The sequence below is a fragment of the Streptomyces sp. NPDC093591 genome (assembly GCF_044764885.1).
Lineage (GTDB): Bacteria > Actinomycetota > Actinomycetes > Streptomycetales > Streptomycetaceae > Streptomyces.
This window is the reverse complement of record NZ_JBIWIY010000016.1, coordinates 109,217-133,093: the sequence shown is the minus strand read 5'-3', so window position 1 is coordinate 133,093 and position 23,877 is coordinate 109,217. Positions and strand designations below refer to the sequence as shown.

Sequence of the window (23,877 nt, the reverse complement as noted above, 5' to 3'; positions counted from 1 at the left end):
TTGTCATGCCTCCGCGGCAGGAGCGGTTGGCAGATGCCGCTCGCGCTGGACCCGGCCGGGGAACAGGCGCACGCTCGTCAGTGGGGGGTTCTTTTCCGACCCCGTACGGAAGTGATCTCGATGGAAGACAAGAACTGGACCGTCCGGATCCACATCACCGAGGACGGCGACGACACCCGCGCCGAGGCCGTGCTGACCACGCAGGACACGTCCCAGGACACGCCCGAGGGGGGCACGCCGGCCGTCACCGGCCGTGGTGTGGCCCACCGCAATCCGATCGACCGGCCCATCGCGGAGATCGGCGACGAACTCGCCGCCAGCCGCGCCCTGGAGGACCTGGCCATCAGGCTGCACGACATCGCGTCCGACGACATCGTGCAGCTGGCCGGCCCGGCCGATCAGGGAGGCGGCGGCCGGGCGTGGGAGACGCCCTAACCGCCCAGCCAGCTGTACCGCCGCTCCGGCCGCCCCGCGTGCCCGTAGCGCAGCGACACCTCCGCCTGCCCGGTGACGCTGAAGTGCTCCAGGTACCGGCGGGCGCTGACCCGTGACACCCCGAGCCGGGCCGCGCACTCGGCGGCGGAGAGGCTGCCGTCGGTCGCCCGCAGCTCGCGCTCGATCAGCTCGGCGGTCTCCACACTCATGCCCTTGGGAAGGGTGGTCGTCGTGGCGGCCGGTGCCGCGCCGCGGGCCAGCGCCCGGTCCACATCGGACTGGCCGCTGACCACGGCGGCGTAGAGGTTGCTGCGCCGGGCCGCGTACTGCTCCAGACGTGCCCTCAGGTCCCCGGCGTCGAAGGGCTTGAGCAGATAGTCGACGACGCCCTGGCGTACCGCGCCCCGGACCGCGTCCGACTCACGCGCCGCGCTGATCACCATGACGTCGCAGTCGTGGCCGGCGGTCCGCAGCCGGGGGATGATCTCCAGCCCGAACATGTCGGGCAGGTAGAGGTCGAGCAGGACCAGGTCGGGTTGCAGCTCGGCGACGGCGGTGAGCGCCTGCTCGCCGCAGTTCGCCGTGCCGACCACCTGGAACCCGTCGACGTCGTTGACGAATCCGCGGTGGATCCGCGCCACCATGAAGTCGTCCTCCACGATCAGGACGTCGATCATCGGACTCCCTCCGTCATCTGACCCCCTCCGTCGCTCGGTCGGCCGGACGGCCGACGGACATCCGGGCGGTGAACATGGCGCCGGACTGCGTGTTGGCCACCGACACCTCACCTCCCCGGCGTTTGCACACCAGCCGGGTCAGGGCCAGTCCGATCCCCCGGTCGCCACCCAGGGCGGCCTTGGTGGTGAACCCGTGCGAGAACACCTCCTGCGCGAGCTCGGGCGCCACCCCCGGCCCCGAGTCGCGTACGACGATCTCCACGCTGGAGGCGTCCTGGCGCAGCTCGACCTCCACCCACGCCTCGGGGGCGTCGTCTCCCGCCCTGGAACCGCTCGTGGCCGCGTCGACCGCGTTGTCCACGAGGTTGCCGAGCACGGTCGCCACGTCCGCCGAGTCGGTCGGCTCCAGGCGTTCCAGGGCCGTGCGCTCGGAGATCTTCAGCCGCACCTTGCGCTCGGCGGCGAGTGCCGACTTCGCCATGAGCAGCGCGGCGACGGCCCGGTCGCGGACCCGGCTGGTGAGGTGCAGGTCGAGCGACTCACGGTGTTTGCGCAGGGCGCGAACGTACCGTACGACCTCGTCGTGCTCGCCGATCTGGATGAGCCCGGAGATGGTGTGCAGCTGGTTGGAGAACTCGTGGGCCTGGGCGCGCAGCAGCTCGGTGGTGCTGCGAAAGGAGCCCAACTCCCGCTCCAGCTGGGCGAGTTCGGTGCGGTCGCGGAGGGTCGTCACGGAGCCGAGGCGGCGGCCGTCCTTGGTGACGTCCATCCGGTTCATGACCAGGACGCGGCCCCGGCGTACGACCACCTCGTCCCGCCGCGCGAGATCGCCGGGCTCGCCCTCGGGCCCGGTTCCGGCCAGGACGTCGTACAGCCGCCCCTCGATCCCCAGGTCGGCGAGGCTCATGCCGACGCAGTTCTCGGGCAGGTCGAGCAGCTTGCGGCCGACCGCGTTCACCAGCGTGAGCCGCTGGTGCGGGTCGAGGGCCACGACTCCCTCGGCGATCCCGAACAGCATCGCCTCCCGGTGTTCGGCGAGCCCGGCGATCTCGCGCGGCTCCATGCCGAAGGTCTGGCGTTTGATCCGCCGGGCCAGCAGCCAGGAACCGGCCACGCCGAGGACGCTGGCGACGCCGAGGTAGACGAGCAGGTAGGACGAGGCGCCGACCAGCCGCTGCCAGACCGACGGCGAGGCCCGCCCGATCATCACGGTGCCGAGGTGGTCCCCGGCGTTCTTGTCCTCCGCCCCCAGCACCGGCGCCTGCGCCACCAGCTCGGTGACGCCGTTCACGGGCAGCTCGCCGGACCAGCCCCGCCCCGCGGCGATCTGCGGACCGTCGGTCGGCATCCGCGTCCCGACCAGCGTGGGGTTGGTCGAGGCGACGATCTTCCCGTCGGCGTCGGCGACGGTGGCGGAGGTGACGCCGGACCTGGTCAGCGTGGACTGGAGCAGCGGCGCGAGCATCTCGGCCGGGGCGGGGCGGACGAGCTGGGTGCGCACGAGGGGGTTGCCCGCCATCTCCTCGGCGAGCGCGGTGACCCGTCGCCCCTCGACCCGGTCGAAGGTCGACTGCGACTGCGCGAGCGAGACCGCGGCGACGGCGGCCAGCACGATCACGACAATGGCGAGCTGCCATCTCAGCAGCTCACCGGCGAGCGTATGGCGCCGTTGTCGCAGTGCCGTTATGACCACTATGAACTCAACCTTCAATGGTCACAGAACCGAGACGGGGTGTCTCAGGAATCGCACAATCATGGCGCCGGATCGGCCCAAGCGAAAGAGATGAGCCATGAGAACTCGACGAGCCGCACTTGTCGGAGCTCTTGCCGCCGCGTCCATGCTCGCGGTCAGTGCCTGTGGTGCCACCGCCGACAAGGAGGAGTCCGGGAGCGGAAGCGGGTCCGGGAAGCCCGTGACGGGCCTGCGCCTCATGGTCCCCAACACCCCGGGCAGCGGTTACGACCTCACCGCCCGCACCGTCACCCAGGTCATGCAGGACACCAAGGTCGCCTCCGGCGTCCAGGTGTTCAACCTGCCCGGCGCCAGCGGCACCGTGGGCCTGCAGCGCCTGGTGAACGAGAAGGGCAACGGCAAGATGGCCATGCAGATGGGCCTCGGTGTCGTCGGAGCCTCGTACACCTCCAAGTCCAAGGCGACGCTGACCGACACCACGCCGCTCGCCAAGCTGATCGAGGAGGCCGGCGCGATCGTCGTGCCGAAGGACTCCCCGTACAAGACGATGGACGACCTCGTCACCGCCTGGAAGAAGAACCCCAAGAAGTTCGCGGTCGGCGGCGGCTCCTCGCCGGGCGGCCCCGACCACCTGCTGCCGATGCAGCTGGCGAAGGCCGTCGGCATCAAGCCGAAGGACGTCAACTACGTCTCCTACGACGGTGGCGGTGAACTGCTCCCGGCCATCCTCGGCAACAAGATCGCCTTCGGGGCGAGCGGCTTCGGTGAGTTCCTCGACCAGGTCGAGGCGGGCCAGGTGCGGGTGCTCGCGGTCAGCAGCGAGAAGCCGGTCGACGCGCTGAAGGACGCCCCCACTCTCAAGGACGAGGGCATCGACCTGGTCTTCACCAACTGGCGCGGCATCGTGGCCCCTCCCGGCATCACCGACGAGCAGAAGCAGACCTGGATCGACTCGCTGACCAAGATGCACGACTCGGACGAGTGGAAGGCGCAGCTGGAGAAGAACGGCTGGGTCGACGCCTTCGCCACCGGTGACGAGTTCGGCTCCTACCTGACCGAGCAGGACAAGGCGGTCGCCGACCTGCTGACCGAGCTCGGGCTGGCATGAGTTCGCAGACTGAGGACCGGACCGTGGAGGACTCCCGGCCACCCCGGGAGGGCGGGGACCGCGCACAGTACGGCGTGTGCGCGTTCCTCGCCCTGCTGGGCACCGCGGTGATCGTGGACGCCCTCGGCATCCCGCACATCACCAGCGGCACCGACCCGGTCGGCCCGCGCGCGGTCCCGCTGCTCCTGGGCGCGCTCCTGGTGCTGCTCGCGGTGCTGTACGCCGTCGACGTGGCCCGGGGCGGCCGCGGTGAGCCGGAGGCCGGCGAGGACGTCGACCTGTCGGGCGGCAGCGACTGGCGCACGGTCGTGCTGCTGATCGCGGTGTTCGTGGCGAACGCGCTGCTCATCGAGCGGCTCGGCTGGGTGATCAGTGGCGGCCTGCTCTTCTGGGGCACGGCGTTCGCGCTCGGCAACCGCCACTACATCCGCAACCTGCTGATCTCGGCGACGCTCTCCCTGACGACGTTCTACGCGTTCGCCATCGGCCTCGGCGTGAACCTCCCCGCCGGCGTCCTGCAAGGAATCCTGTGAGGCCCTGATGGACAATCTGAACAACCTCATGCAGGGCTTCGCGGACGTCATGGACCCGATGAACCTGCTGCTCGCCCTGATCGGTGTCGTCATCGGCACCGCGGTGGGCGTCCTGCCGGGCATCGGCCCGGCGATGACGGTGGCGCTGCTCCTGCCGATCACCTACGGCATGGAGCCGGTGCAGGCGTTCATCATGTTCGCCGGCATCTTCTACGGCGGCATGTACGGCGGCTCGACGACGTCGATCCTGCTGAACACGCCCGGTGAGTCGTCGTCGGTGGTCACGGCCATCGAGGGCAACAAGATGGCGAAGGCGGGCCGGGCGGCCCAGGCCCTCGCGACGGCGGCGATCGGCTCCTTCGTCGCGGGCACCATCGGCACGCTGCTGCTGGTCCTGGTCACCCCGTTCGTGGTGGACTTCGCGGTGAGCCTCGGCGCGCCCGACTACTTCGCGCTGATGCTGCTGGCGTTCATAGCCGTCACATCGGTGCTGGGCTCCTCCCGCATCCGGGGCCTCGTCTCGCTCCTGCTGGGCCTGACGATCGGCCTGGTCGGCATCGACACGGTGTCGGGCCAGCAGCGCCTGACCCTCGGCAGCCCGCAACTGGCCGACGGCATCGACGTCGTGGTGGTCGCGGTCGGCATCTTCGCCGTCGGCGAGGCGCTGTGGGTGGCCGCGCATCTGCGCCGCAGGCCCGCCGAGGTGATCCCGGTCGGCCGCCCGTGGATGGGCAAGAAGGACTGGCAGCGGTCCTGGAAGCCCTGGCTGCGCGGGACGGCGTACGGCTTCCCGTTCGGCGCGTTGCCGGCCGGTGGCGCGGAGATCCCGACCTTCATGTCGTACGCCACGGAGAAGCGGCTCACCAAGCACCCCGAGGAGTTCGGCAAGGGCGCGATCGAGGGCGTGGCGGGCCCGGAGGCCGCGAACAACGCGTCCGCGGCGGGCACGCTGGTCCCGATGCTGGCGCTCGGCCTCCCGACGAACGCCACGGCGGCGGTCATGCTGGCGGCCTTCCAGTCGTACGGCATCCAGCCCGGCCCGCTGCTCTTCGAGCGCGAGGCGAACCTGGTCTGGGTCCTGATCGCCAGCCTCTTCATCGGGAACCTGCTGCTCCTGCTGCTGAACCTCCCCCTGGCCCCGGCCTGGGCGAAGCTGCTGCAGATCCCGCGCCCCTACCTCTACGCGGGCATCCTGTTCTTCGCCACGATGGGCGCCTACGCCGTCAACGCCCAGCCCCTCGACCTGTTCATCCTGCTCACCCTGGGCCTGCTCGGCTTCGCCATGCGCCGCTTCGGGCTGCCGGTCCTGCCGCTGATCGTCGGCGTGATCCTGGGCCCGCGCGCGGAACTGCAGGGCCGGCGCTCCCTGCAGCTGTCCGGCGGCGAGCTGTCGGGACTGCTGGGCGGGCCGGTGTCGTACACGGTCTACGCGGTGATCGCGCTGGTCCTGGTGTGGCCGCTGATAGGCCGGTTCGTCGTCCGTCCGCTGCGCGCGCGAAGCGCCGCCTGAGGCATCCGAGACATCTGGAGATCGAGATGACCATTCTGGTCGGCTACGTCCCCTCCCCCGAGGGGGAGGCGGCCCTGCGCGCGGCGATCGACGAGGCGCGTCGGCGCGAGGAGAAGCTGCTGGTGGTGAACACCTCCCGGGGCGACGCGATCGTGGATCCGCGCTTCGCCCAGGAACCCGACCTGTCCCATGTGCGCGAGGATCTCGCGGCCCTGGGCATCGACTTCGACATCCGTCAGGTCCTCGGCGCCCGTGACGCCGCCGAGGAGATCATCGACCTCGCGCAGGAGAAGGACGCGTCCCTGGTCGTGATCGGTCTGCGGCGGCGCAGCGCGGTCGGCAAGCTGATCATGGGCTCGCAGGCCCAGCAGATCCTGCTGGGCGTGGGCTGCCCGGTCCTCGCCGTGAAGGCGGCGGGCTGACGATGGTGCTGCGGACCTTCGGCTGGTCGTTCGCCGTCACGGCGCTCGGCCTGGCCTTCGCCGCGTGGCAGTGGGGCTGGGAGGCCTTCGGGATCGTACTGATCCTGTCGGTCCTGGAGATCTCGCTGTCCTTCGACAACGCGGTCGTCAACGCCGGGATCCTGAAGAAGATGAACGCCTTCTGGCAGAAGATCTTCCTCACCGTCGGCATCCTGATCGCGGTGTTCGCCATGCGGCTGATCTTCCCGGTGGTGATCGTCGCGATCAGCGCCAAGGTCGGCCCCTTCGAGGCGGTCCAGCTCGCCCTCGACGAACCCGGGCGCTACGAGGACCTGGTCACCGACGCCCACCCGGCGATCGCGGCCTTCGGCGGCATGTTCCTGCTGATGATCTTCCTGGACTTCATCCTGGAGGACCGCGACATCAAGTGGCTGACCTGGCTGGAGCGCCCGCTCGCGAAGCTCGGCAGGATCGACATGCTGTCGGTCTGTGTGGCCCTCGTCGCCCTGCTGGTCACGGCGATGGCCTTCGCCACCCACGCCCACGTCAGCACGGGCCACGCGGACAAGACCGCCACCGTCCTGCTCTCCGGCGTGGCCGGTCTGATCACCTATCTCGTGGTCGGCGGCCTCTCCGGCTACTTCGAGGACAAGCTCGAAGAGGAGGAGGAACACGAACACGAGGAGGAGGAGAAGGCCAGGGCCGAGGGCCGGCCGGTCTCGGCGGTCGCCCTGGCCGGCAAGGCCGCGTTCTTCCTCTTCCTCTACCTGGAGGTCCTGGACGCGTCCTTCTCCTTCGACGGCGTGATCGGCGCCTTCGCCATCACCAACCACATCTTCTGGATGGCGCTCGGCCTCGGCATCGGCGCGATGTACGTCCGGTCGCTGACCGTGTACCTCGTGCGCCAGGGCACCCTCGACGACTACGTCTACCTGGAGCACGGCGCCCACTACGCCATCGGTGCCCTCGCCACGATCCTGCTGGTCACCATCGAGTACCAGATCAGCGAGATCATCACCGGCCTGATCGGCGTCGTCCTGATCGCCGCGTCCTTCGTCGCCTCCGTCCGCCGCAACAAGGCACTGGCGGCGTCGGAGGGGGACGAGGTGACGCCGGAGGCGAAGGGCGAGAAGGCGGAGGTGCCGTCAGGGGCATGACGGGCGAGGGGGCTCCCGGGCGGGACACGCGACGTGATCTGAAACATACGTGGTCTGCGACATAGGCGTTTTCGCCCGATTATGGCTAGCTGGATGTGCTTGCCTCGCGCACAGCGGCGCGTCATCGGACGCGCCGTCCCAGCCGACCATCCGCCCGGGAGACCCATGCGCCTGCGCGTACCCTCCGTCCCGCGACCCTCCTCAGCTCCCCGTATCGCCTCCCTTCCGCCCCTCGCCCTGGCGGGCGGCGCGCTGACCGTCGGTATCGGCGGCCTGTACGTCGCCGGGCTGCTGCTCGCGGGCGGTGACATAGACGCCGGCACGACGGTGCGCGGTGTCGACATCGGGGGCCTGAGCCGTGCGGAGGCCGTCCGGAAGCTGGAGGACCGGCTGGGCCCGGCCGGGTCGCGCGAGCTGACCGTGACCGTCGGCGACCGCAAGGGCACGGTCGATCCGCGGCAGGTCGGCATCACCTTCGACTACGACAGGACGGTCGACCACGCGGCGCGCACCCACGCCGCCGATCCGTTCACCGTGATCGGCGGCCTCTTCCGCTCGGGCGGCGCCGTCGAGCCGGTCGTACGCGTCGACGAGGACAAGGCGCACGCCGGCCTCGGAAAGCTGGCGAAGTCACTGGACCAGAAGGTCCGCGACGGCGCCGTCACCTTCGCCGACGGCGAGGTCCGCCAGGTCGCCCCGCGCAACGGCTACGCGCTGGACACGGACGCCGCCGTCGACCCCCTGCGCACCGCCTTCCTCAGCGGCAAGGCCGACTCCGTCACCGCCCTGCCCGCCCGCACGACGAAACCCGAGGTCACGGCGGCGGAGGTGCGGAGGGCGGTGCGCGAGTTCGCGGAGCCGGCCATGTCGGCGCCGGTCAGGCTCGCGGCGGCGGGCGAACGGTTCACGATCGACCCGGACGTCCTCGGCGAGTACCTGACGATGCGGCCGGACAGCGCCGGCAAGCTGACCCCGAAGCTGGACGCCAAGGGTCTGCGGGCCGCTCCCGCGGTGGCCGAGCCCCTGTCCGACCTGCCCGCCGAGCCCCGGAACGCCACGCTGGGCCTCGACGGCGACGAGGTCGTGGCGGCCGACGACGCCAGGCCCGGCGTCCAGGTCACCGACAAGGCGCTGGGCCAGGCCGTGCTGCCGCTGCTCACCAAGTCGGGCATCACCGCCCGCACCGGCGAGGTGGCCGCCCGCGTGACCGAGCCGCAGGTGACCGCCGAGAACGCCGAGCGGCTGGGCCTGACGGAGAAGATGTCCTCCTTCACCGTCAACTTCGAACCCGCCCCGTACCGCACGAAGAACATCGGCCGGGCCGCGGAACTGATCAACGGCTCCGTCGTCCTGCCGGACCGGACCTGGAGCTTCAACAGGACGGTCGGTGAGCGCACCGAGGCCAACGGCTTCACCGAGGGCATCATGATCCTCAACGACGAGTTCACCAAGGCGCCCGGCGGCGGTGTCTCGGCCGTGGCCACGACCATGTTCAACGCGATGTTCTTCGCCGGGGTCAAGCCGGTGGAGTACGGCGCCCACTCCTTCTACATCGAGCGCTACCCGGAGGGCCGCGAGGCGACGGTCGCCTGGGGCAGCCTGGACCTGCGGTTCAAGAACGACTCCGGCAACGCCATCTACATCCAGGCCGAGTCCACCGACACCTCGGTGACCATCACCTTCCTCGGCACCCGCAAGTACGACGAGATCGAGTCGGTCACGGGGCCGCGCGAGAACGTCAAGGAGCCGGAGAAGAAGGTGAGCACCGACGAGAAGTGCGTGCCGCAGACCCCGCTCGAAGGGTTCGACGTCGAGGTGGAGCGGATCTTCCACGCCGACGGCCGGGAAGTGAAGCGGGAGCCGTTCCGCACCCATTACACGCCGCGTGACGAGATCGTCTGCGAGTGACGCGTGCGCCCGTCAGACAGCCGGGCGCGCTGCCCCGCCCCGCAGCCGGTGGGCGAACCGGCCCAGCAGCACGGCGTTGAACAGCCCGGCCAGGCCCGCACCGGCACAGAACAGCAACGGGCTCAGCCAGGACAGCGAGGTGACCCACTCCAGGGGCCCCGTCACCACCAGGGCGAGGATGCTGAACGGCGCCGTGGCCATCAGCGGCCAGATCCCGGCGAACCCCGGGTCCGGCGACAGGTACGCGGCCCACAGGAAGAACACCAGCGACGCCGCGACCACGGCGAGGTACGCACGCGCGAGCCAGTTGTCCACCGCGGGCGCCAGCAGCTCCCGGACCCTGCCCGTGCGGGGCCGCGCGGCACCGGCCCCGTCCGTCGCGGCGGCCCCGGACCTCGTGACGAGGGCACCGAGCACGGCGGCGTTCACGACGGCGCACACCAGCAGCCATACGGCCCAGGAGCCGACGGCGAGCACCTCGACCGCCCCGCCGCCCTCGGTTCCGGGACCGAAGGGCAGGATCACGGGCGCGAAGGAGAGGGGCGCGGTGAGCATCATCGGGCTCTCGGCGAAGCCGCTGTCCGGGAAGAGGACCATGACTCCCACTCCGACGGCGACGACAGCCAGATAGCCCCGGGCGAGCCAGTTGTCCGTGGCGAGCCCGAGGAGCCGGCGCAGCCGCGGGAGGCCGCTCGGACGGGACGTGTTCGGCATCGGTGTTCCCTCGGGTCGGTCCGGTTCGGTGTTTCTCCACGGTGGACCGGAGGGCGCACCCGGGCATGAGTACGCGTACTCAGGGGCGGGGCGGCGCAGGACCTACTTCAGCCGCCGAGTACGGGCAGGGAGAGGCCGCAGCGCACGGGCCGTGCGTGAGCGGGGTCGAGGGCGTTGCTCACGAGTTGGGCGGCGTTGGTGTCGTAGGCGAGCGACAGGTGGTCGGAGAGGTCCTGCGGGCAGATCTCCTGGATCAGGATGTTCCGCACGGTCGCGCCCGGCCCGGCGGTCAGGAAGTTGTTCGTGTACGGGGTGGCGAACTCGTCGTAGCGGGTGGCGATGACGGTGTAGCGGACCCCGGGCTGGGTGTCCCCGTCCCGGTCCAGCTTCCTGTTCATCTCGGAGCCGACCATCTGGTCCGACCACGCCTGGCCGACCAGCGCGGACACGGCCGGGTTGAGGCCCAGCCTGGTGGTCAGGGTGCCGATGCCGGAGATGTTCCCGCCGTGGTTGGACGGGGCCAGGGCGATGAGGCTGCGCACCTTGTTCCGCTTCGGATGCGCGGGATCCGTGCCGCCCTCGAACCGCAGATACCAGCGGGGCGTCGGGCCGCCTCCCTGGGAGTGTCCGACGAGGTCGACCTGGCGGGCGCCGGTGGCCTTGCGTACGCGGTCGACGTAGCGGGCGATCTGCCGGGCGGAGGCCGCGATGGGCCCGGTGGCCTTGAACGGACTACCGGGCGCCCCGCCGTAGTTGGGGGCGAAGACGCAGTACCCCTGCCGCTTGAGCCACGGGGACAGCATGCCCCAGTTGATGTAGGCGTTGGCCGCGGACCCGTGCAGCAGCACGACCGGGCGCGGATGCTTGCGCGTGGGCCGGCAACTCCAGTCGTTGGCGCCGGGCGGCGACGCGTCCGGGTGGAGGAGCCCCCCGGCCGCCGCCGTGGGGATGTCGAGGATCCGCCCCTGCGGTCGCGCCGGGGCGGGTGTGTCGGATGCGGCGGCCCCGCCCTGGAGCCCCAGGGTCACCGTCAGGGCCAGCCCCCCGCAGAGCGCGGCCCACCTGCCGCGCCGCCGGTTCGACCGTCCCCGGGAAACACTGCGGTCCGCCATCGGTCCACTCCTCGCCTCAGAGCCGGCCGAGCGCCGACGCGAAGATGATCGAGGAGTGGCTCCGCGCGGCGTTCAACAACCGCTCGCGGCACCTCTGATGGAGCAGATCGTTTTCATCCGTCCAGCCCACGGCGTACCCGGGTGTTCCCCAGGTCGATGACCAGGCGGACGACGAGTTCGCCGTCGACGGTGCGGGTGCGGTCGCCGATGATCCGGTTGAGGTGGTGAACGCCGGGTTCCAGGGCCATGACGTGGGTGAGGAGCGGGCCGGCGGTGCTGTCGGTGCGCAGGGCTTCGGCGGCGGCGAGGAACTGGGGGTTGGTGACGCCGCGGTTGCCGCTGAGGGTGAGGCTCAGGCCCGGGCGGGTGAAGGTGGTGGTGGCCGCGGGCCAGGGGCCGCCGGTGCCCGCGCGGCGGACGCCGTCGGGGTCGACGCCCGGCAGCAAGGGAGTGGTGGCGCGGGGCGGGACGCCGCCGAGGGGTGGACGGCGACCAGGCGCTCGCCGAGGGCCGTGACGGCGGCTTCGACGGAGGGGACGGTTCCGCCGCGGTGGGTGGTGACGAGGAGTGCGACAGTGCCGGTGACATGCCGGTCGAGGGGGCGGTGGCCAGGACGCTCACCGTGTGGGGGAAGTGGGCCTGGGTCCATTTGAGGCCGGCCTCGGTGCGGTGGACCACGACGACCCGGACCGTGGGGAAGAGGAAGCGGGGTGCGAGCAGGGCGGCGAGATTGCCGGTCAGGCCGTCGCCGTGGACGACCAGGTGTCGGGCGCGGAGGTGGCCAGGCAGGACGGGGCGTAGCGGACGACGGCGTACGGCTCGACGAGGGTGGCGCGGGCGGCGGGGAGGTCTTCGGGGAGAGGGGAGACCAGTCCGCCGCGGACGGCCGAGGCGCCGATGAGGACGCGTTGCTGGAAGAGGCCCGGCACGTTGTGTCCGAGGAGGAACGAGGGGCGCCGGGGTGGGTGGGGTTGACGACCACCCGGTCGCCGGGGCGAAGCCGTCGGTGCCGGGTCCGGCGGCGACGACCCGGGCGGCGCCCTCGTGCCCGACGACGGGTGAGGGGTCGTCGCGGTCGCCGCGCAGGATCTGGATGTCGGTGCCGCACATGCTCACCTGCTCGGGTGCGAGCAGGAGTTCGCCGTCGCCGGGGTCCGGGGTGGGGACCTCTTCGATACGGCAGGTGGTGCCGTGGCGGACGATCGCGCGGTGGGTGGCCGTGGCCGGCATGGGGTCCTTCCCGGGTGGGTGACCACGGTTGGAGGGGCTGGTCGCGGAGCCTGTGAACAACCCCTCCAACATCGACCGCCTGGAGGCCCGCATCAGCGCCGACATCGACGCGGGCGCCCTCCCGTCCGGCGCCGACGCGCGCGGTCGCCGAGTTGGCCGGGGTGATCGTCCAGGGCATGTCGCACCGGGCCCGGGACGGCGCGACGACCGAGGCGCTGCGTACGGTCGCGGGGACGGCGTGGGAGTCGGTGCGCGTGCTGCTGGGCGAGACGTGAGGTGACGCCGGCCTGTCCCGGCGAATCCCGGGTCGGCGCCCTAGGCTGGCCCGCGTCTCCCGAACCGGTGGAGACTGCACCCCCGGGAAGTGACCATGCACGATCACCAGGGCCGGCCCGACCACGAGCTGGGCGAAGTGCAACGCACGCACTGGCAGGAGACGTACACCGAGCATCCCGGCATGTACGGCGAGGAACCGTCCGCCGCGGCCCGGCACGCCGGGGACGTCTTCCGCGCGGCCGACGCCACCGACGTCCTGGAGCTGGGGGCCGGACACGGGCGGGACGCCCTGTACTTCGCTCAGAGCGGCTTCACCGTCACCGCCCTCGACTTCAGCGCCACCGGACTGCGGCAGCTGAGCGACGCCGCCCGCTCAAGGGGAGTCGCCGAGCGGGTGACCACCACGGTTCACGACGTACGCGCCCCACTGCCGTTGCCCGACGCCTCCGTCGACGCGGTCTTCGCCCACATGCTGCTGTGCATGGCGTTGTCCACCCAGGAGATCCACGCCGTGGTCGGCGAGGTCCGCCGCGTCCTGCGCCCCGCCGGCCGCTTCGTCTACACCGTCCGGCACACCGGCGACGCCCACTACGGCACCGGGATCGCCCACGGCGACGACATCTTCGAGCACGGCGGCTTCGCGGTGCACTTCTTCGACCGCGCCCTCGTCGACGCCCTTGCCGCAGGCTGGACCCTCGACGAGGTACACGCCTTCGAGGAGGGCGAACTCCCCCGCCGCCTGTGGCGAATCACCCAGAGCCTGCCCCGCCGCGGCGGCACTGCTCCCCGCTGACCGCACCCGGTCGTACGCGATCACGACAGCAGGATGCGCGTCCCCACCACGGCCAGGAGGGTGCAGGCGAGTGTGAACAAGGTCTGCACGACGGTGGTGACCGGCATCCTCAGACAGGCATGCACGAAGGCGCTGGTTGCCGCTACGGCCGGGAGGCCCCAGACCGCGAGCCACGCCAGGGCGGGGACGTCGCGGGAGTGCGCGGTCGCGGAGGAGTGGGGAGTCTGCGTGCTGCCCATCCCGACCATGACGAGCAGCATCACGGCGGCGACGACGATGACCGCGTCCGCGATCAGGAACAGCAGGGCGACCACGATGTCGATCAGCCAGGACGAGCGTCCGCGGGCCTGGGGAGGCTCCGGGGTGTCCTGGTCGTCCTGGTCGTCCTGGTCGTCCTGGTCGTCCTGGTCGTCCTGGGGCGGTGAGGCCATGAGTCGACTGCACCACGGAATGGTCCGTTCGGCACCGTGCGGGCCCGGATAGGCATCCGACCGTGACGCCCGGCCGACGAGGGGCGTTCCCGGCCTGCCCACCGGCGGTGGAGGGACTTCCAGCCACATCCGCCTGCCGACGCACCAAAAACAAGCGGAGTGAGTGCTCACTCATTGACGGAGTGAGCACTCACTCCGTACTCTCGCGGACATGACAGCACCCAAGGAGAACCAGACCACCCGCCGCCGCGCCCCCGCGATGTCGCCGGAGCAGCGCCGCGCAATGATCATCCAGACCGCGATCCCGCTGATCGCCGAGTACGGCGCCGCGGTGACGACCGCGAAGATCGCCCGCGCCGCGGGCATCGGCGAGGGCACGATCTTCCGGGTCTTCGCCGACAAGGACGAGCTGCTGCAGGCCTGCGTGGCCGAGGCGCTCTCCCCCGAGCACGCGGTCCGCGAGCTCGACGCGATCGACGTGTCCCAGCCGCTGCCCGACCGGCTGGCGGAGGCGGCCGAGGCGCTGCAGGCGCACCTGTCCAGGATGGGCGCGATCCTCGGCTCGCTGGGGCATCGCGGCGGCAAGCACCCCGGCACGGTGCGCGGCGCGGGTCGCGAGGAGTCGACGACCCGTATCCGCGCGGCCCTCGCGGAGCTGCTGGAGCCCGACAAGGCCGCCCTGCGCCGGCCGCCGGAGCAGATCGCGGCCCTCTTCTTCGGGCTGCTCTTCACCCAGCCGCGTACGGAGGACGAGCCCGACCTGACCCCGCCGGAGCTGGTGGAGGTCTTCCTGCACGGTGCGCTCTCGGGGGGCGCCAAGTGAGCGCGCGGAGAAGGCGCCTGGGGGTCATGGCCCTGGCCGTCCTGGCCCCCGTCCTGGTGTGGCTGGTCGCGGACCCCCTGCTGGGGCACCGGCTGCGGATCACCGACGGCGAGCAGACGCTCGACATCGGCGCCGTGCCCGTGGCGGTCGTCGCACTGCTCGCCTCGCTCTCCGGCTGGGCCCTGCTGACGGCCCTGGAGCGGTTCGGGGCGCGGCGCGCCCGCGCCATCTGGACCGGGGTGGCCGGCGCCGTACTGGCCGTGTCCTTCCTGCCGTTCATCGGCGACGGCATGGACGGCGGCACCCGCATCTCCCTCGCTCTGATGCACCTGGCGGTGGCGGCGGTGCTGATCCCGGGGCTGTGCGGCAGGTACCCCGGGGCGCGAGCCGGTGCCGCCAAGGGGTGACCGCCGGCACCGAGTACGCCGCGAACAGCAGTGGCCGGCTTCCAACCGGCCCCCGACTGCTCAGGGTTGTTTCTCGACGTCGTTGACCGAGGTCGGCCCCAGCTGCTTGGCACTGGCGTATTCCGGCATGGTCATGGGTTTGTCGAACAGGAAGAACGACTGGTTCGTGCCGACCGTGAACTCCATGTACGCATCCGTCGTGGCGTCGAATCCGTAGTAGGCGTTGCAGGTGGAACCCGAGGTGTACGTGCCGTCCATGCCGGGCTGGGCGAGGACCGCGACGCCGTGGGAGGAGGATTCCACCTTCTCCGTCGGAGTGAGCATCTTGCAGCGCGGCACCGGCAGGCCCTTCATGATGAAGTACCCGTACTCGCCATTGGCGTTCTGGATGTAGACGTACGAGAGTTTGCCCCGCTTCCCCCACGTCTTGATCCACTGGTTGATCGCCTCGCGGGTCGGCGAGTACTCCATGCGGCCCGCCGGCTGCTGGGCCACGAGGTGGTCGTAGTTCTCCTGCTTGGCCTTGTTCTCCTTGTCCTGGCTGGAGTCGGTGCAGGACGTCAGGGCGAGGCCCACAACGAGCGCGCCGACGGTGGCCAGGGCCGTGCGTGCGGTCTTCTTCATGCGGTGCTGCCCTCTTCCCGGGACGAGATGGGGAATCAGTTGGTGCACGTCGTGCGCTCGGCGGTGGCATCCAGCCGGTACGGCAGATCCTGGTCACGGAAGGGCGCGCGGTGCTCCTGGGCGGCCTTCGAGTTGTAGGCGTTGACCGACTCGATCCGCGTGGCCTTCAGCGCGGTGATCGACTGGTCGATCTGCGTCGTACGCGTCTGAGAAGCGGTCGTCCGCTCCTCCCGGAGCGCCTGGATCGTCCCTTCGGCGTTCTGCACGGCCTCGCACAGATCGAAGAACTCCTCGTACGTGGTCTGGCGGAACTCGCCCGAGCCCACGGTGTTCTCGCGCTCGTCCGCCTCCCCGCGGAAGGGGGCGGTGATCCACCCCGCACCGCCGAAGGCGAACACCCCGACCATGTACAGCACCGCCAGGCCGATGACGCCGCCGACGGCCCACGCCCCGGCCCGTGCCCCCTCGCGTACCTGTCCCATGCCCATCCCTCCTCAAAGGCGCATACGAAAAGCCTTGCTTGTGGTCGACGCGTGGGACGCCTACTGCTCCGCCGGGAAGAGCCGCAGCTTCGCGGTGTCCTCCACGATGGCGAGAACGGCGATCGACAGCTCGTTGACGGTGGAGGGCCCGCCCTGGTCGGGTCGCTGCCCCAGCAGGTTGGAGGTGAATCCGCTCGCGTCGACCGAGGTCAGGTCCACGCCCCCGGCACCGACGGCGCCCACCGTGAACGGTCCCGCCCGCAGGCCCTCGGCGCGCGGGATCTCGGTGCCCTTCGTCACGACGACCGTGCAGCTTCCGTCCGCACACGCCCGCAGCTCGGCCGGCGTCGACGGCTCCATCGGCTTCACCGCGGTCGGCGACGGCGACGAGGAGGACTTCGTGGGCGTGGGCGAGGCGGACGACGGTTCGGCGGAACGCGACGGCGTGGCCGACGCGGGTGCCCCCGCCTCATCGCCCGAGTCGGAGCCGCAGCCGGTCAGCGCGACGCCAAGGGCCAGAAGGGCGCAGACGGCCCCCGCCGCGCCACGCACCACAGACAGCCTGCCCGCACGGCGGCGGGCCGAAGTTTCCGATGTGGTCATGGGGCACGTTCTACACACGGGTGCCCGGGAGGGGTCCCACGCGCCGACGGCGGCAACGGCATACGGACGCGCGGCGTTCGTGCAGCGAACGCCGCGGCCCGACTGACATCGCGACCGCGATTCCACAGGTCCCGACGTTTCTGCTGTGGTGGCGCGGGTGGGACTCGAACCTGAATTGGTGACGCGTCTCACCTGCGATGTTGCCGACGGAACGGACATATCCATCCGATTCCGTTCGGCTGCATCCCCCTCGATCCTGCTCGATCGGGTGCCGTACTGACCTTCAAAGCGTGGTGTCGTAGGGGCTGACGTCTCATGATCCCGCGTATGCCGACCGCATGAGGTATCCGCAAGGGGGCGGGCTGACCGACGAACGACGGGCCTTTCACGAGCAGTTGCAGTTGGAGGCGGCCGAGCGGTTCAGGCAGGGCGACGAGAACACGGTCATCGCTCACGACCTGCGGGTCAGCGTCCGGTCGGTACAGCGTTGGCGCAAGGCTTGATCCCACGACGGGCCAAGAGCCCTGGCCTCGAAGGGGCCGGTGGCACATGGGTAGCCGGACCAGACCTGGCCCCTGTCGCGAATCAAGACGCTGATCGGGCGCCGCTTCCACAAGAGCTACACCGCGCAAGGGGTGGCCGCCCTGCTCAAGCGGCACGGCTGGAGCTGCCAGGTCCCCGCCCGGCGGGCAGTCGAGCGGGACGAGGACATAGTGGCCGGCTGGGTGAAGGAGACCTGGCCTCGGGTGGAAGGACCGTGGCGGCGCTCGACGCCCGGCTCGCCTTCGAGGACGAAGCCGGATTTTCGATGACGCCGCCGACCACCCCCACCTGGTCCCGCCGCGGCCACACCCCCCGTGGTCCGTGTGCGTGGCCGCTCCCGACGCCGCTTATCGGTCGCAGCCCTGGCCTGCTACAAGGCCATCCGCTGGACCTCTTGACTCCCCTTTAAGCCGCTGCCATTCTCTGTGCCAAATACTAGCACGCCATACCACGATGTGGCACAACGGAGTTCGAGGGAGCTCGGCTGGATCCCCGGACTCGATACGAATACGAGTATTGGGAACTTGAGGTCCGCTTCCCTCCAGGTCGCCACCAAGCATCCTCACGCTCGGGGTCGGCCCAGCTTGCGGCCCGGCGGTACGAAAGGACAGTCCTGTGTCAGCTGCGAGGAAGCGCGTCGCCGTGGTCGGAGTGGGAACGATGGGCAGCCAGGCCGCTTGGCGGCTGGCGGCCCGGGGCGCCGAGGTCGTCGGCTACGACCGGTTCGCGCCCGGCCACGACCGCAGCGCCGCGGGCGGCGAGACCCGCGTCTTCCGCAGCGTGCAGACCCACGACGGCCGCTATGTGCCGCTCGTCAGGCACGCCGACGCCCTCTGGAAGCAGTTGCAGGCGGAGACCGGGCGGGAACTGCGCCGACTGATCGGAGCCCTGGTCATGGGGCCGGCCGACGACCCCGAGATACGTACCGTCATGGACGGCATCGCCGAACACGGCCTCAACCACGAGGTGATCGACACCGAGGCGATGGCCAAGCGTTTCCCGCAGTTCCGCGTCGACGACGGCGACCTGGTGGTGCTCGACTCCCACGCGGGGTTCGTCCGCCCCGAGCTGACGGTCCAGACCGCGGCCCGGCGTGCCGAGGAGCTGGGCGCCCGGATCCGCCGCTACACCCCGGTGCGGGACGTCGCTCCCGTCGCCGGCGGAGGCGTTCAGATCCGCACCGACACCGACACCGAGCGCTTCGACGCCGCGGTCGTCACCCCCGGCCCCTGGGTGGGCGATCTGCTGCCCGACCTGCCGTGGGACGTGAGCGTCCACCGTGCGATCAGCGCCTGGTTCCTGCCCCACGAGGATCACCCGGCGGACGTGGAGCGTCCCGCCTTCGTCCGCTGCGGCGACATCCCCTTCTACGGCATCCCGTCCCCGGACGGCCTTGCCGTCAAGCTGGGCCTGCCCCAGCCCCACCACAAGCCCGTGGAGGACCCCAACCGCCTGGACCGGACCGTCGCGCCGGAGGAACTGGAGGCCTTCACCACAGCGGTGCGACACCACCTGCCCGGCCTGAACCCCGACCCGGTGCGCCTGTCCGTCTTCATGGAGGGCTACACCGGCAGCACCCGCCCACTGGTCGGCCCTCTGCCGGGCTGCGACGACATCGTCCTGCTGGCCGGCTTCTCCGGCCAGGGCTTCAAGATCTCGCCCGCCATGGGCGACATCGCCGCGGACCTCGCGCTGGAGGGCCGCACCTCCCAGCCGATCGACTTCATCACCACGAACGGCCGTACCGCGGCCTGAGTCCGAACGAGGTAAGACATGACCCTGACCATCGGCGCGCTGCGGGCCGAGCCCGGCCAGAAGACCCGCGGGATCCTGCCCGCCGGCCTGGGCACCACGACGGCGGAGGTTCCCCTGATCCTCGTCAACGGCTCCCGTCCCGGCCCGCGGGTCGTGATCACCGGTGGTGTCCACGGCGGCGAGTTCGTCGGCGTCGACGCCGCCACCCGCCTGGCCGGTCTGCTGGAGCCGGACGATGTCGCCGGCCAGGTGGTGATCTGCCCCGTGGCCAACCCCCCGGCCGTGTACGGGGGCAGGCTCAACATCTCCCCGCTGGACGGCGTCAACATCAACCGCGTCTTCCCCGGCGACAAGGACGGCGGCCCCACCGACCGGATGGCGGCCTGGCTGTTCGAGAACCTGATCGACGGCGCCGACGCCTACGTGGACCTGCACAGCGGCGGCATCGACCAGCATCTGCTCGACTTCGTCGGCTACCGCCTGACCGGCGACGACGAACTGGACGCGAAGAACAGGGCGATGGCCCACGCGGTCGGATACGAGCTGGTCATCTTCGGCACCAGCCCGGACGGCGGCAACAGCCACGCCGCCGCGAACCGGCAGGGTGTCCCCGCGATCCTCGTCGAGACCGGGCAACTCGGCGACCGGGAGCCGCCCACCGTACGCAGGCTCCTCGACGGTCTGTACCGGATCCTGCACCACCTCGACGTCATCGAGGCACCGCAGCACCTCGCACCGGTGACCGTGCAGCCGCGCGACTGGATCTGGACGGGCGAGGTCGAATCTCCGGCCTCAGGCCTCTGGTACCCGGACGCGGTCACCGGTGACGAAGTGACCGAGGGACAAACCATCGGCCGCGTCATCGGCCCCGTCGACGGCGCCGAACTCAAGGTCTCCGCCGTCTCCACCGGAACGATCATCTACAACATGAACGGGCTGACCGTGCGCCCGGGCACGCACCTCGCCGCCATTGCCACCCCCCACGACTGACGTGCCTCACGCCCGCCCACTCAACCGCCCCCGTCCCAGTGAGCCGGCCTTCCCGCCGAGCCCGTCCTCCCCGGTGGCCGACCTCAGCTCACGGAGGGCGAGCGCGACGCACTCGCCGGTGCGCCCAACCACTACGACAAGGGCTTCGACACGGACATCGACTGGTGGCTGCAGAACGAAGCGCCGTCACCAACGCTGGTTGGAGTGGACCCACGGCTCGACACGGTGTCGCCACACCGTCCGTCAAGGTGGCCGGCGGTGCAAGCCAACCGCGACCGGCGCAGCGCAGGAAGCTCCGCGGCCAGCCTGGTCGGCTTCGACCGGAGCGGCGGCCTGCTGAAGGCCCGCCGCCACGGCCTCGCCTCCGGCACCCGGTCGCGCCGGAGACCCCTCCCTCGCGGAACAGCAGGGGATCCGGGCGGTCGCCGCGCCTGCGCCGCCTGAAGGTCTGCGGCAGTACGCCTTGCCGCGGGGGTTTGCGACCTCGACCGATTCGCGAAGGAGACGGTCCGCTGTGGACACCATCGACGAGAAGATCATCGCCGAGCTGACCCGCAACGCCCGCATCTCGCACTCCGAGCTGGCCGGCAAGGTGCTGCTGTCCCGCAACGCGGTGCGCCAGCGCATCGAACGGCTGGAGCGCCAGGGCCACATCGCCGGCTACACCATCGTCCGCGCGGGCCACGACACCGGCGATGCCGTCTCCGCCCTCGTACTCGTCCACCGCCAGGACCGCATGCGCGGCGGCGACGTCCTGGCCGCACTCAAACGCATCCCCGAGGTCGTCATCTGCGAGATCCTCAGCGGCGACTTCGACATCATGGTGCGCCTGGAAGCAGCCTCACTGGAACGCGTACGGAGCATCTGGGAGGACATCGCCAAGATGCCCGGCGTACGGGACACGGTCACCGCCCTCACCCTGTCCAGCGTCGTCAACCGCCCGCGAGGAGAACGGAATACACGGAATACCACGCCAACGGGGTGAGCAGCGGATCGGCAGGTACGCGCCGGTCACCGTTCAGTGCCAAGGGTTCGCGCTCGGTACAGAGACGGTCATTGGACGACTTCACTGATGTGGTTGACGCAGACGACCTTGGGCTGGGTCATCTCCTCGAAGGCGAAGCGCACGCCCTCGCGGCCCATGCTGCCGTACTTGAATCCGCCGAACGGCATGGCGTCGAAGCGGTAGTCGGACGAGTCGTTGATCATGACTCCGCCGGCTTCCAGCAGCCGGGCCGCGTTCAGGGCGCGGTCCAGGCGGGAGGTGAAGATGCCCGCGTGGAGGCTGTAGTCGATGGCGTTGGCCCGCTCGATGGCGTCCTCGAAGGACGTGAACGGCTGCAGCACGACGACCGGGGCGAACACCTCCTCCTGCCGGATCGAGCAGGTCGCCGGGACGTCTTCCAGGACGGTCGGCGTGTACAGGGTGCCGGTGACGTCGTTGCCGCACAGCAGCACCGCGCCCTCGGCCACCGCCGTGTCGACCTTGGCCCGGGTGGTGGCGGCGGCCTCCTGGGTGATCATGGGGCCGACGTCGGTGTGCTCGTCGAGGGGGTCGCCGACGCGCAGCTGCTTGGTGCGGGCGACGAAGGCGTCGCGGAAGCGCTCGTAGATGTCGTGGGCGATCAGGATCCGCTGGGTGCCGATGCAGTTCTGGCCCGCGGCCCAGAACGCGCCGGAGACACAGGAGGCGACGGCCTCGTCCAGGTCGGCGTCGTCCATGACGATGACCGGGGCGTTGCCGCCCAGGTCCATGGCGAGCTTCTTCAGGCCGGCGGTGCGGGAGATGGCCTCGCCGGTGGCGAATCCGCCGGTGAAGGACACCATGCGCACGTCGGGGGCGGCGACGATCGCGGCGGCGATGCCGACGTTGCCGTTGACGACGGTGACGATCTCCTCGGGCAGGCCGGCCTCGATGAGGGTGTCGACCAGCCGCAGCGCGGACAGCGGCGTCAGGGCGGACGGTTTGAGGATGACCGCGTTGCCGCCGGCGACGGCCGGGCCGAGCTTGTGGGCGACCAGGTTGAGGGGGTCGTTGAACGGGGTGATCGCGGCGATGATGCCGAGCGGTTCGCGGGTGAACCAGCCCTGCCGTTTCTCCGAGCCCTCGTAGGAGTCGAAGGGGATGACCTCGCCGGCGTTGCGCCGTGCCTCGGCTCCGGACAGGGACAGGGTGTTGACCGCGCGGGCGACTTCCTTGCGGGCCTGGGTGATGGTCTTGCCGGCCTCGCTGACGATCAGTTGGGCGAAGGATTCGGCGCGCCGCTCGATCAGGTGGGCGGCGCGTTCCAGGACCGCGGCCCTGGAGGCGCGGGACAGCGCGGCGGCGGTACGGCGCCCGCATCTGGCCTGCTGCAGGATGCTGCCGACGGCGGCTGCGTCGACGGTGGGCACCGAGGCGATGACCTCGCCGGTGTAGGGGTTGTGCACGGGCGCCGTGTCCGTGCCGAGTTCGATGCCGGGGGGCACGGCGGTGTCAGACACGGTGGGTCTCCTGGAGAACGGGGCGGGTGGGGGCGGTGTCGTCGTCGGCGTGGCGCTGGTGGATGGCGATGATGTCCGACAGCAGGGCGTAGGCGGTCTCGATGCGCCCGGCGCCCGGCCCGGAGACCGTGACGGTGCCGATGAGGTCGGTGTGGAAGGCGACCGCGTTGAGGGGGCCGGAGATCCCGGCGAGCGGGTGCTGGGCGGGCAGGGCGAGCGGGGCGACGCGGGCGTCGACGCTGCCGTCCTCGTGGCGGGTGGCGGAGCCGACCAGCTTCCAGCGCAGCCCCTTCGAGGCGGCGTCCCGCACTTCGTGGGGGGTGATCGCGGAGATGCCCTCGCAGAAGACGTCCTCGCGGCGCAGGTCGGCGCCGAGGACCTCGTTGGCCAGGATCATGACCTTGAGCTGGACGTCGTGGCCCTCGATGTCCGCGGTCGGATCGGCTTCGGTGTACCCGAGGTTCTGGGCTTCGGCGATGGCCGCCGACAGCGCGATGCCCTCTTCGAGGCGGCCCAGGATGTAGTTCGAGGTGCCGTTCATGATGCCCTGGACGCCGGTGATCTCCAGGCCGCCGAACATGCGCTCGGCGGTGCGCAGGACGGGGGTGCCGCTGAGGACCGAGCCCTCGAACTCGAAGCGGACACCACGCTCGGCGGCCAGCTGCTTCAGTGCGCGGCCGGCGAGTGCGACCGGCCCCTTGTTGGTGGTGCACACGTGCTTGCCCGATTCCAGGGCCCAGCGCACATGGGAGAGGGCGGGCTCGCCGTCGGTGGGGTTGGTGAACGTCGCCTCCGCGACGATGTCGGCCGGGACCTCGCGGATCACCCACTCGTTGCGCGGATCAGCGCTGCCGCCAGGCAGACCCGCGAAGCTCAGCTCCCCGGGCTCGGCGGCCAGCAGCGGCGCCAGATCGATGCCGTCGGTGTCCACCAGGGAACCGGCCCGCAGATCGGTGATCGCCACCACCCGCAGGGCGAAGCCCAGCTCCTTTGTCAGGCGTTCCCCGTTCTGGGATATGAGTTCGGCCAGCGCGCGATTGACGCCGCCGAATCCGATGAGGGCGAGATCGTATCGGCCCATGAGTTCGCTCCTTGACAGTCCGCCGACTCCACGGTGCGGCTGCTCAGAGCCTCGCTTCCCTGCCTGTCACCTGCTCCATGCCACAA

The 23,877-nt window shown here is 70.8% G+C and carries 25 protein-coding genes and 3 pseudogenes; 15 read left to right on the top strand and 13 right to left on the bottom strand.

From position 1 onward, the window contains the following. Positions 1-120 precede the first annotated feature (120 nt). The gene (locus tag ACIREI_RS31025; RefSeq protein WP_403339727.1) at positions 121-435 is read left to right on the top strand and encodes a dsRBD fold-containing protein; all 315 of its coding nucleotides are present in this window, start codon (positions 121-123) and stop codon (positions 433-435) included. Here ACIREI_RS31025 and ACIREI_RS31020 read toward each other — a convergent pair. Both ACIREI_RS31020 and ACIREI_RS31015 read right to left on the bottom strand, forming a co-directional pair. Beyond that, on the bottom strand, positions 432-1,112 hold the full coding sequence (locus tag ACIREI_RS31020; RefSeq protein ID WP_403339724.1) for a response regulator: 681 nt from the start codon (positions 1,110-1,112) through the stop codon (positions 432-434). The two genes, ACIREI_RS31025 and ACIREI_RS31020, sit on opposite strands and share 4 nt — an antisense overlap. Positions 1,113-1,125: 13 nt before the next feature. Then, positions 1,126-2,805: an ATP-binding protein gene (locus tag ACIREI_RS31015; protein WP_403339721.1), complete on the bottom strand. Its 1,680-nt coding sequence runs from the start codon at positions 2,803-2,805 to the stop codon at positions 1,126-1,128. 145 nt (positions 2,806-2,950) lie between these two features. Here ACIREI_RS31015 and ACIREI_RS31010 point away from each other — a divergent pair, with 145 nt between their 5' ends. From ACIREI_RS31010 to ACIREI_RS30985, 6 genes are all read left to right on the top strand, one after another. Beyond that, positions 2,951-3,913, top strand: a complete 963-nt coding sequence (locus ACIREI_RS31010; protein ID WP_403340036.1) for a Bug family tripartite tricarboxylate transporter substrate binding protein — start codon at positions 2,951-2,953, stop codon at positions 3,911-3,913. Beyond that, complete coding sequence (locus ACIREI_RS31005; RefSeq protein WP_403339718.1) at positions 3,910-4,446, top strand: tripartite tricarboxylate transporter TctB family protein; 537 nt, start codon at positions 3,910-3,912, stop codon at positions 4,444-4,446. The genes ACIREI_RS31010 and ACIREI_RS31005 overlap by 4 nt, the downstream gene beginning before the upstream one ends. 7 nt (positions 4,447-4,453) lie before the next feature. Continuing rightward, positions 4,454-5,956 (top strand): tripartite tricarboxylate transporter permease, encoded by a 1,503-nt coding sequence (locus ACIREI_RS31000; protein ID WP_403339716.1) that lies wholly within the window; start codon positions 4,454-4,456, stop codon positions 5,954-5,956. Between the two features lie 26 nt (positions 5,957-5,982). Then, complete coding sequence (locus ACIREI_RS30995; RefSeq protein WP_403339713.1) at positions 5,983-6,378, top strand: universal stress protein; 396 nt, start codon at positions 5,983-5,985, stop codon at positions 6,376-6,378. 2 nt (positions 6,379-6,380) lie between these two features. Next, positions 6,381-7,535, top strand: a complete 1,155-nt coding sequence (locus ACIREI_RS30990) for a DUF475 domain-containing protein (RefSeq protein ID WP_403339710.1) — start codon at positions 6,381-6,383, stop codon at positions 7,533-7,535. A gap of 165 nt (positions 7,536-7,700) precedes the next feature. After that, the gene (locus ACIREI_RS30985; protein WP_403339707.1) at positions 7,701-9,443 is read left to right on the top strand and encodes a VanW family protein; all 1,743 of its coding nucleotides are present in this window, start codon (positions 7,701-7,703) and stop codon (positions 9,441-9,443) included. Positions 9,444-9,455: 12 nt separating this feature from the next. On the opposite strand, the gene ACIREI_RS30980 is transcribed toward ACIREI_RS30985, so the two are convergent. The 5 genes and pseudogenes from ACIREI_RS30980 to ACIREI_RS30960 form a co-directional block, all read right to left on the bottom strand. Beyond that, positions 9,456-10,157: an SCO4225 family membrane protein gene (locus ACIREI_RS30980; protein ID WP_403339704.1), complete on the bottom strand. Its 702-nt coding sequence runs from the start codon at positions 10,155-10,157 to the stop codon at positions 9,456-9,458. 107 nt (positions 10,158-10,264) lie between these two features. Continuing rightward, entirely contained in the window at positions 10,265-11,269 is a 1,005-nt protein-coding gene (locus ACIREI_RS30975; protein ID WP_403339701.1) for an esterase/lipase family protein, read from the bottom strand. A gap of 113 nt (positions 11,270-11,382) precedes the next feature. Further along, on the bottom strand, positions 11,383-11,715 hold the full coding sequence (locus tag ACIREI_RS30970) for a hypothetical protein (RefSeq protein WP_403340062.1): 333 nt from the start codon (positions 11,713-11,715) through the stop codon (positions 11,383-11,385). 291 nt (positions 11,716-12,006) lie between these two features. Next, positions 12,007-12,198, bottom strand: a complete 192-nt coding sequence (locus tag ACIREI_RS30965; protein ID WP_403340059.1) for a hypothetical protein — start codon at positions 12,196-12,198, stop codon at positions 12,007-12,009. 76 nt (positions 12,199-12,274) lie between these two features. Continuing rightward, positions 12,275-12,499, bottom strand: a pseudogene (locus ACIREI_RS30960) (alcohol dehydrogenase catalytic domain-containing protein); the annotation flags it as partial. A 370-nt stretch (positions 12,500-12,869) separates the two neighbouring features. Here ACIREI_RS30960 and ACIREI_RS30955 point away from each other — a divergent pair. After that, entirely contained in the window at positions 12,870-13,568 is a 699-nt protein-coding gene (locus ACIREI_RS30955; protein WP_403339699.1) for a class I SAM-dependent methyltransferase, read from the top strand. A gap of 20 nt (positions 13,569-13,588) precedes the next feature. Here the strand turns inward: ACIREI_RS30955 and ACIREI_RS30950 are convergent, their stop codons facing one another. Further along, a complete protein-coding gene (locus tag ACIREI_RS30950) occupies positions 13,589-13,999 on the bottom strand; it encodes a hypothetical protein (protein WP_403339696.1) in 411 nt (136 codons plus the stop codon). Positions 14,000-14,210: 211 nt separating this feature from the next. Between ACIREI_RS30950 and ACIREI_RS30945 the strand changes: the two genes are divergently transcribed. Together ACIREI_RS30945 and ACIREI_RS30940 are read left to right on the top strand one after the other, a co-directional pair. Then, on the top strand, positions 14,211-14,822 hold the full coding sequence (locus tag ACIREI_RS30945) for a TetR/AcrR family transcriptional regulator (RefSeq protein WP_403339694.1): 612 nt from the start codon (positions 14,211-14,213) through the stop codon (positions 14,820-14,822). Continuing rightward, positions 14,819-15,229, top strand: coding sequence for a DUF6069 family protein (locus ACIREI_RS30940; protein ID WP_403339691.1), 411 nt, complete (start codon positions 14,819-14,821; stop codon positions 15,227-15,229). Before ACIREI_RS30945 ends, ACIREI_RS30940 begins: the two co-directional genes overlap by 4 nt. Positions 15,230-15,289: 60 nt before the next feature. On the opposite strand, the gene ACIREI_RS30935 is transcribed toward ACIREI_RS30940, so the two are convergent. Genes ACIREI_RS30935 through ACIREI_RS30925 form a run of 3 tightly spaced genes read right to left on the bottom strand, consistent with a single transcriptional unit; the run spans position 15,290 to position 16,938 of the window. Further along, a complete protein-coding gene (locus ACIREI_RS30935) occupies positions 15,290-15,853 on the bottom strand; it encodes a hypothetical protein (RefSeq protein WP_403339688.1) in 564 nt (187 codons plus the stop codon). Between the two features lie 35 nt (positions 15,854-15,888). Beyond that, positions 15,889-16,341 carry a hypothetical protein gene (locus ACIREI_RS30930; RefSeq protein WP_403339686.1) on the bottom strand — a complete coding sequence of 151 codons (453 nt, stop codon included), beginning with the start codon at positions 16,339-16,341 and terminating at the stop codon, positions 15,889-15,891. Between the two features lie 54 nt (positions 16,342-16,395). After that, positions 16,396-16,938 (bottom strand): hypothetical protein, encoded by a 543-nt coding sequence (locus tag ACIREI_RS30925; RefSeq protein WP_403339683.1) that lies wholly within the window; start codon positions 16,936-16,938, stop codon positions 16,396-16,398. Positions 16,939-17,276: 338 nt separating this feature from the next. Here ACIREI_RS30925 and ACIREI_RS30920 point away from each other — a divergent pair. The 5 genes and pseudogenes from ACIREI_RS30920 (at position 17,277) to ACIREI_RS30900 (ending at position 21,211) form a co-directional block, all read left to right on the top strand. Further along, a pseudogene (locus tag ACIREI_RS30920) lies at positions 17,277-17,750 on the top strand (winged helix-turn-helix domain-containing protein). Further along, positions 17,747-17,858, top strand: a pseudogene (locus tag ACIREI_RS30915) (DDE endonuclease); the annotation flags it as partial. The pseudogenes ACIREI_RS30920 and ACIREI_RS30915, both read left to right, overlap by 4 nt. 238 nt (positions 17,859-18,096) lie before the next feature. After that, on the top strand, positions 18,097-19,236 hold the full coding sequence (gene solA / locus ACIREI_RS30910; protein ID WP_403339681.1) for an N-methyl-L-tryptophan oxidase: 1,140 nt from the start codon (positions 18,097-18,099) through the stop codon (positions 19,234-19,236). A gap of 18 nt (positions 19,237-19,254) precedes the next feature. Continuing rightward, positions 19,255-20,226 (top strand): succinylglutamate desuccinylase/aspartoacylase family protein, encoded by a 972-nt coding sequence (locus ACIREI_RS30905; RefSeq protein WP_403339678.1) that lies wholly within the window; start codon positions 19,255-19,257, stop codon positions 20,224-20,226. Positions 20,227-20,740: 514 nt separating this feature from the next. Then, positions 20,741-21,211, top strand: a complete 471-nt coding sequence (locus tag ACIREI_RS30900; RefSeq protein ID WP_403339676.1) for an Lrp/AsnC family transcriptional regulator — start codon at positions 20,741-20,743, stop codon at positions 21,209-21,211. 68 nt (positions 21,212-21,279) lie between these two features. Here ACIREI_RS30900 and ACIREI_RS30895 read toward each other — a convergent pair whose 3' ends face one another. Together ACIREI_RS30895 and ACIREI_RS30890 are read right to left on the bottom strand one after the other, a co-directional pair. Further along, complete coding sequence (locus tag ACIREI_RS30895) at positions 21,280-22,710, bottom strand: aldehyde dehydrogenase family protein (RefSeq protein WP_403339673.1); 1,431 nt, start codon at positions 22,708-22,710, stop codon at positions 21,280-21,282. Further along, positions 22,703-23,791, bottom strand: coding sequence for a homoserine dehydrogenase (locus tag ACIREI_RS30890; protein WP_403339670.1), 1,089 nt, complete (start codon positions 23,789-23,791; stop codon positions 22,703-22,705). The genes ACIREI_RS30895 and ACIREI_RS30890 overlap by 8 nt, the downstream gene beginning before the upstream one ends. Between the last annotated feature and the right edge of the window lie 86 nt (positions 23,792-23,877).